The sequence below is a fragment of the Duganella sacchari genome (genome assembly GCF_900143065.1).
Classification (GTDB): domain Bacteria; phylum Pseudomonadota; class Gammaproteobacteria; order Burkholderiales; family Burkholderiaceae_D; genus Rugamonas; species Rugamonas sacchari.
In genome coordinates, this window is the sequence record NZ_FRCX01000021.1 from 49,054 (window position 1) to 55,895 (window position 6,842).

General features: G+C 61.2%; 6 protein-coding genes. 2 read left to right on the forward strand and 4 right to left on the reverse strand.

Translation table 11 applies throughout. From position 1 onward, the window contains the following. Positions 1 to 26: 26 nt before the first annotated feature. The 4 genes from BUA36_RS28670 to clpS all read right to left on the reverse strand — a co-directional run bounded on the left by BUA36_RS28670 (position 27) and on the right by clpS (position 5,457). A complete protein-coding gene (locus BUA36_RS28670) occupies positions 27 to 980 on the reverse strand; it encodes a hypothetical protein (protein WP_072790564.1) in 954 nt (317 codons plus the stop codon). A gap of 9 nt (positions 981 to 989) precedes the next feature. Beyond that, positions 990 to 2,720, reverse strand: a complete 1,731-nt coding sequence (locus BUA36_RS28675; protein ID WP_072790567.1) for a hypothetical protein — start codon at positions 2,718 to 2,720, stop codon at positions 990 to 992. Positions 2,721 to 2,851: 131 nt separating this feature from the next. Next, positions 2,852 to 5,158, reverse strand: coding sequence for an ATP-dependent Clp protease ATP-binding subunit ClpA (clpA, locus tag BUA36_RS28680; RefSeq protein WP_072790570.1), 2,307 nt, complete (start codon positions 5,156 to 5,158; stop codon positions 2,852 to 2,854). After that, complete coding sequence (gene clpS / locus BUA36_RS28685) at positions 5,155 to 5,457, reverse strand: ATP-dependent Clp protease adapter ClpS (protein ID WP_008446470.1); 303 nt, start codon at positions 5,455 to 5,457, stop codon at positions 5,155 to 5,157. Before clpS ends, clpA begins: the two co-directional genes overlap by 4 nt. Positions 5,458 to 5,780: 323 nt before the next feature. Between clpS and cspE the strand changes: the two genes are divergently transcribed. Together cspE and BUA36_RS28695 are read left to right on the forward strand one after the other, a co-directional pair. Then, positions 5,781 to 5,984: a transcription antiterminator/RNA stability regulator CspE gene (gene cspE / locus BUA36_RS28690; protein WP_008446468.1), complete on the forward strand. Its 204-nt coding sequence runs from the start codon at positions 5,781 to 5,783 to the stop codon at positions 5,982 to 5,984. Between the two features lie 217 nt (positions 5,985 to 6,201). Next, positions 6,202 to 6,842 (forward strand): dTDP-glucose 4,6-dehydratase (locus BUA36_RS28695; protein ID WP_139260727.1); only part of this gene is annotated, 641 nt, incomplete at its 3' end.

The window sequence follows — 6,842 nt, forward strand, 5'->3', positions numbered from 1 at the left end:
GGCACAGCTTGCCCGGTACAGATAGACTATCGTCGTCGTTTTTGGCAGCCCTGCTCCGCATAGCCAAACAGCACCACCCCCAGACTGCCGGTGGCATCGCCCTCATGCTCCTGGCCGACGCGGGTTTGCAGCACTTCCACGGCCGTGAATTGCTGCGGCCCGAGCTGCAAGTCCTGCGTGCTCAGCACCAGTGCCTGCCGTTCCCCGCCACGCAGTTCCAGCACCACGCTGGCTTCATGGCTTTTGCTGCTCCTGCCGCTGGCACGTGCATCCAGCGCGCGATGCAGCGCAAATTGCTGCGACCGCACCGCAACCGGCTCAGCGCGCGCGGTGCGCGCCAGGCGCTGCAACGCGGGTTCGGCCAGCGCTTGCGCCGTGACGGTATAAGCGCCGGCCTCCAGCCCCGGGTTGCCGGCCCAGAACACGAAAGTATTGCTTCCGGCGCCATTCAGCACGGCCGATTGCAGGTTGTACTGCGCCCAATGGCGGTTGCTCATGGGCGCTGACGCCGATGGGCCGGGATCCAGCTCCTGCGGCGTGCAACTGACATGGGCAAGCAGGCAGAAGTGCGCGGGAATACTGACGTGCTCCGGTGTCCACACCATAGGCGGAAACGCCGTCGGCCCGAGCACCGAGCGCCCTGCTACCGGTTGGCTGTCGGACAGTATCAGCTGCGGGTTGGCAAAGCCGGTGGCCGGGTCCGACCAGTAGATGCGCAGCTTGACGTAGGCATTGGGCACGCCGCGGTTGTCGACCTTGACGCTGATTTCCAGCGGTTCGTCGGGCAGATAGGTGCCTGCCGGTGTGGCGTAGTGAAGGCCTTGCACGTGGATAGACGGGCACAACCAGCTGATCACGGGCGGTGTGATTTTACTCAGCGGCCGCTGCGAAGCACGGCCCTCATCGCCGGTGAAGTAGGGAATCACCAGCCATGGATGGGACGTATCGATGGCGTCATCGGGCGCGGGATCATGGTCCATGATGGTTCCTTACAAGGCGGTTTGCGCGTAGGCCAGCGCCACTTCCGGCACCGGATCGTCTTTGATGGAGCCGGTGGCAATGTCCCAGCATTGGCGCCCGGCATCGCGGTCGGCATCCATGTCGAGGTTGGGGCTGTCGGCGTCGCCACGCGCCAGTTGCTGCCAGAGCTGGTGCGCGAGGCGCGCAGCAGCGGTGACGTAACGATCAGGCGTCGACAGTGGCGGGTGCGCTGGCGGGCCGCCTGCCGCATGCTCGACTGGCGTGGCCGGCATGCTTTCATAGCCCACATTGGGCTGGGCACTGGCGCGGTGCGGGTAAGCTGCGGGCGGTGGCGAGGCGGTGAACTGCGCGTGCGCAGGTTGCAGCAGTTGCAGCGCATTGGGATAGATGATGCCGAACACGGCCAGATAGTCGGCCGCATTGGAAAAGCCCTGCCACAAATACTGCTGCAGCTGCTCCAGCACATCGCAGATATGAACGGCCTGGTCGGTACTGGCAAACGCCGTCAATGCCTGGCTATTGGTGCCGGGTTGCGGATCAGGATGGCTGGGGTCTTTGGGCGGTGATCCGGCGCCACACGCTGCGCCACCCGTGATGATGCACACGAAGACGATGCCGATGACCAGCAGCACGGACAGCAGACCGGCCCAGCAGGTCTTGCTTTTGGTCTCCTCACTATCGGCGTTGGACGTCCCGCCGCCCGGCGGCGAGCCGCCACTGCCGCTGGTGGGCTTGAGGTTGGCCTCCAGTGGTGGAAACGCTGCAGGGTTGGCGTCCTTGCGCGTTTCCAGCGCCAGTGCCAGCGGTGCGGGCGCTGCCGGCATGTCAAAGCTGGCCAGCAGTTCAAGATGCCGCAGCAGGCGCTGGTAGCCGATATGGAGGTCGGGTAGCGGCGCCGTGATGCGCAGATCATAGCTTGCGGTCAGGCTGTCCTGCAGCAGCTGCGCGATGTTGGCGGGCAGTTGCGCTGGCAAGCCAGGCACACCCCAGCGCAGCATCTGGGCCAGTTTCTTGATTGGCGGCAGGCCGCTGCGGTGCTGGCGCAGCCAGCTACCGCTCGCATAACGCGACAGGCGGTCGCGATAGGGGTGGCTACGGCGCGGGCCGCCGACGGTGCGCCCCAGGTAGGCACTGCCGGCAACGTTGCCGCCATAGCTCGCCAGCACGCCAAACGCAAACGCGCGCGCGCCGCTGTCCTTCCCTGCCTGTGCGGCGACGCTGCGCACAAAGGCGTCCGTGCGGCGGGCCAGGAACAGGTCGCCCCAGTTCCACTCCGGCGTCTTGCGGTCGTCCTGACGCGGATGGCGCGCCAGGTAGCGTGGTGGCGACATTTGTGCCGGCAAGGCCATGGCGGCAGTGATGACCTGGGTGGCACGCTGCTCCAGCCCGCCGATCAACGCCTGGGCCTGGTTGAATTTGTCCAGCGCATCCGGTGCGGCAGGATCGGTCAGCGCGGACTCCAGCGCGGCCCGCACCTTGCCGACGTCCGCATAGACGTCCAGGCCATCGCGCCACAGGTCAGCGGCCTGTTGCAGCATATCCAGTTCGGCGCCATCACTGGCCGCATGGGCCAGCAGATGATCGGTGAGCGCGCCCAGGCAGGCCAGGTCGCCATCCTGGGCCAGGGCTGCCAGCGTGCGGGCCTGGGCTTTCTGCTCGTCGGCATTGCTGTAACTTGTGCTCCGCAACAGGCCGTGCAACTCATCCACCACGGCCATATGGCCGAAATAATCGATCATCACATCCTCCCCCACCGTGTTGACAGCGCGCCAATTCCAACTAGCTTGCGCCGCGCACGATACAGAGGTGTTGATCTGGATCAGATAAAAAAAGCCCGCTGGGTAAGCGGGCTTGGGGGAAACAGTGCAGCTTAGTCGACTTCGACCGTCTCTGGCGGCTGGCTCGGCGCCGCGTCCGGCGGTTCCGGGAAGTCCAGTTTGACCACGTCCTTGTCGTCCAGGTCGACCACCACCTTGCCGCCGGTGACCAGGCGGCCAAACAGCAGTTCGTCGGCCAGCGCCTTGCGGATCATGTCCTGGATCAGGCGCGACATCGGCCGCGCGCCCATGAGCGGGTCGAAACCTTTCTTGCCCAGGAAGGTACGCAGCTTCTCGGTGAACACGGCCTCGACTTTTTTCTCGTGCAGCTGCTCTTCCAGCTGCATCAGGAACTTGTCGACCACGCGCAGGATGATTTCCTCGTCCAGCGCGCGGAAGCTGATGATCGCATCCAGGCGGTTGCGGAACTCCGGCGTAAACATGCGCTTGATGTCGCCCATTTCGTCGCCAGCCTGCTTGCTGGTGGTGAAACCGATGGTCGACTTCTGCAAGCTCTCGGCGCCCGCATTGGTGGTCATGATGATGATGACGTTGCGGAAGTCCGCCTTGCGGCCGTTGTTGTCGGTCAGCGTGCCATGGTCCATCACCTGCAGCAGGATGTTGAAGATGTCCGGATGGGCTTTTTCAATCTCGTCCAGCAGCAGCACCGTGTGCGGTTTCTTGGTGATGGCTTCGGTCAGCAGGCCGCCCTGGTCGAAACCAACGTAGCCAGGTGGCGCACCGATCAGGCGCGACACGGCGTGACGCTCCATGTACTCCGACATGTCGAAGCGCACCAGCTCGATGCCGAGGATGAAGGCCAGCTGTTTCGCCACCTCGGTCTTGCCGACGCCGGTCGGACCGGAGAACAGGAAGGAGCCGATCGGCTTGTCGGTCTTGCCCAGGCCGGCACGTGCCATCTTGATGGCCGACGCCAGCGCTTCGATCGCCGGATCCTGGCCGAACACCACGTTGCGCAGGTCGCGGTCGATGGTTTGCAGCTTGCTGCGGTCGTCCTGGTTGACGGTCTGCGGCGGGATGCGCGCGATCTTGGAGATGATGTCCTCGATCTCGGTCTTGCCGATGGTTTTCTTCTGCTTCGATTTTGGCAGGATGCGCTGCGCTGCACCGGCCTCGTCGATCACGTCAATCGCCTTGTCCGGCAGGTGGCGGTCGTTGATGAAGCGCGCGGCCAGTTCAGCGGCGGTCGACAGCGCCGACGACGAGTATTTCACGCCATGGTGCTCTTCGAAGCGCGACTTCAGGCCACGCAGGATCTGCACGGTCTGCTCGACGGTCGGCTCGTTGACGTCCACTTTCTGGAAGCGGCGGCTCAGCGCGTGGTCTTTCTCGAACACACCACGGAACTCGGTGTAAGTGGTCGCACCGACGCATTTCAGCTGACCATTGGCCAAGGCCGGTTTGAGCAGGTTGGACGCATCCAGCGTACCGCCCGAGGCCGAGCCGGCGCCAATGATGGTGTGGATCTCGTCAATGAACAGGATGCCGTTGGGATTGTCCTTGAGCTGCTTGAGCACGGCCTTGAGGCGCTGCTCGAAGTCGCCGCGGTATTTGGTGCCGGCCAGCAGCGCGCCCATGTCCAGCGAATACACCACGGCAGTCGACAGGATTTCCGGTACATCGCCCTGGGTGATGCGGTAGGCCAGGCCTTCCGCAATCGCGGTCTTGCCCACGCCGGCCTCGCCCACCAGCAGCGGGTTGTTCTTGCGGCGGCGGCACAGGATCTGGATCACACGGTCGACCTCGTCCTCGCGGCCGATCAGCGGATCGATCTTGCCCTCGGCGGCCGACTTGTTGAGATTCTGGGTGAACTGGTCCAGCGGGCTTTCCTTGGTCTGGCCTTCGCCGCCCGGTGCGCCCTCTTCCACGCCTTCCGAGGCTTTCGCCGTATCGGACTGCTGGTCCTTGCGCACGCCGTGCGAGATGAAGTTGACCACGTCCAGGCGCGTCACGCCCTGCTGGTGCAGGTAGTACACCGCGTGCGAATCCTTCTCGCCGAAGATGGCCACCAGCACATTGGCGCCCGTGACTTCTTTCTTGCCATTCGATGCGGACTGCACGTGCATGATGGCGCGCTGTATCACGCGCTGGAAGCCGAGCGTAGGCTGGGTATCCACCTCGCCGGTGCCGGGCACGGTTGGGGTGTTATCGCCAATAAAATTGGTCAGGGTTTTGCGCAGATCTTCAATGTTGACGGCGCATGCGCGCAACACTTCGGCAGCCGAAGGGTTGTCCAGCAAGGCCAGCAGCAAGTGCTCCACCGTGATGAATTCGTGGCGCGCTTGTCGGGCTTCGACAAACGCCATGTGCAAACTTACTTCCAATTCCTGCGCAATCATACTTCCTCCATCACGCACTGCAGGGGGTGCCCTGCCTTGCGCGCATGCGTTAAAACGAATTCCACTTTGGTACAGGCTATATCTTTCGAGAACACGCCGCACACTCCTTTGCCATAGCGGTGAACACTCAGCATTATTTGCGTGGCCGTCTCCCGGTCCTTATTGAAATACTCCTGGATAATCGCGACCACAAATTCCATCGGCGTGTAGTCGTCATTCAGCAACGCCACCTGGTAAAGAGGTGGCGGCTTCAGCGTTTGCCGCTCCAAGAGGGTTTCAGTGTCATGCTTGGTTGCCATACGCTTATATTCTAATGCTTTCGAGGTTGTTGCAATGTGCATTTCGCTGCACAGATCCAATTGTTTTCCATCTTACGCGCTTTCTGAACTTGACGCAGATGGCGCCCTATTCCGCAAAATCAAGAGTTGCTTTTTCGCCAATCGTCTTAAAAGTAGCAAAATGCCCACAAATCTGCTTGACTTTCAAATTTGGTCCGCTAACAATGCGTTATCGGCTAAGTGCAGAAATGTACATGTTGATAAGAAGTGGGCGTGAGGAGAGGGGCAAGAAGCTTCTTGCTTTTATGGCTCGTGTGATCAGTTAATATTTGAAAGTTCTTTTTATGGCAACAGGTACTGTTAAGTGGTTCAATGATTCCAAAGGTTTTGGCTTCATCACTCCTGATGACGGCGGCGAAGATTTGTTCGCTCACTTCTCCGCAATCAACATGAACGGTTTTAAGACCCTCAAAGAAGGTCAAAAAGTTCAATTCGAAGTCACGCAAGGCCCTAAAGGCAAGCAAGCTTCCAACATCCAGTCCGCTTAATTCTTTAAGCCAACGATGTAAAAAACCCCGCCTGGCGGGGTTTTTTTTCGCCTGCAAGAAACGGAGGCGAGTAAATAGTGTTGTAGAACGCCGACGTTTGCCCGGCTGCCGGCGTCGTTACCGACGCGCACGTTAGACGGAGTTTTTGTGCAGTGCAAGATTGTTTTGACGTAAAATCACACTTACAACTAATTCAACTTTTATGCAGGAATGACACATGATTTTTGTAACGGGTGGTGCTGGTTTTATCGGTTCGAATTTCGTCCTCGACTGGCTGGCTCAGTCGGATGAGCCTGTTCTTAACTACGACAAGCTGACCTACGCCGGTAATCTCAACAACCTGGCGTCGCTGAAAAACGATGCGCGCCACACCTTTGTGCGTGGCGATATCTGCGACCAGGCCCAGGTGCTGGCGCTGTTCCAGCAGCACCAACCGCGCGCCGTGGTGCACTTCGCGGCGGAAAGCCATGTGGACCGCTCGATCCTGGGACCGGGCGAATTCATCAACACCAACATCAACGGCACCTTCAGTCTGCTTGAAGCAGCGCGCGCCTACTGGTCGGCGCTGCCAGACGACGACAAGGCCGCCTTCCGCTTCCTGCATGTGTCCACCGACGAAGTGTATGGCACGCTGGGGCCGGACGACGCGCCGTTCAGCGAAACCACCGCGTTTGCCCCGAACAGCCCGTACTCGGCGTCCAAGGCGGCGTCCGACCACCTGGTGCGTTCCTACTTCCACACCTACGGCCTGCCGGTGCTGACCACCAACTGCTCCAACAACTACGGCCCGTACCACTTCCCGGAAAAACTGATCCCGCTGATTATCGCCAATGCGCAGGCCGGCAAGCCGCTGCCGAT

Excerpts from the sequence above, each read along its gene's own strand:
- BUA36_RS28675 (WP_072790567.1), bottom strand. The coding sequence starts at position 2,720 with ATGATCGATTATTTCGGCCATATGGCCGTGGTGGATGAGTTGCACGGC.
- cspE (WP_008446468.1), top strand. The coding sequence starts at position 5,781 with ATGGCAACAGGTACTGTTAAGTGGTTCAATGATTCCAAAGGTTTTGGC.
- clpA (WP_072790570.1), bottom strand. The coding sequence starts at position 5,158 with ATGATTGCGCAGGAATTGGAAGTAAGTTTGCACATGGCGTTTGTCGAA.
- clpS (WP_008446470.1), bottom strand. The coding sequence starts at position 5,457 with ATGGCAACCAAGCATGACACTGAAACCCTCTTGGAGCGGCAAACGCTG.
- BUA36_RS28670 (WP_072790564.1), bottom strand. The coding sequence starts at position 980 with ATGGACCATGATCCCGCGCCCGATGACGCCATCGATACGTCCCATCCA.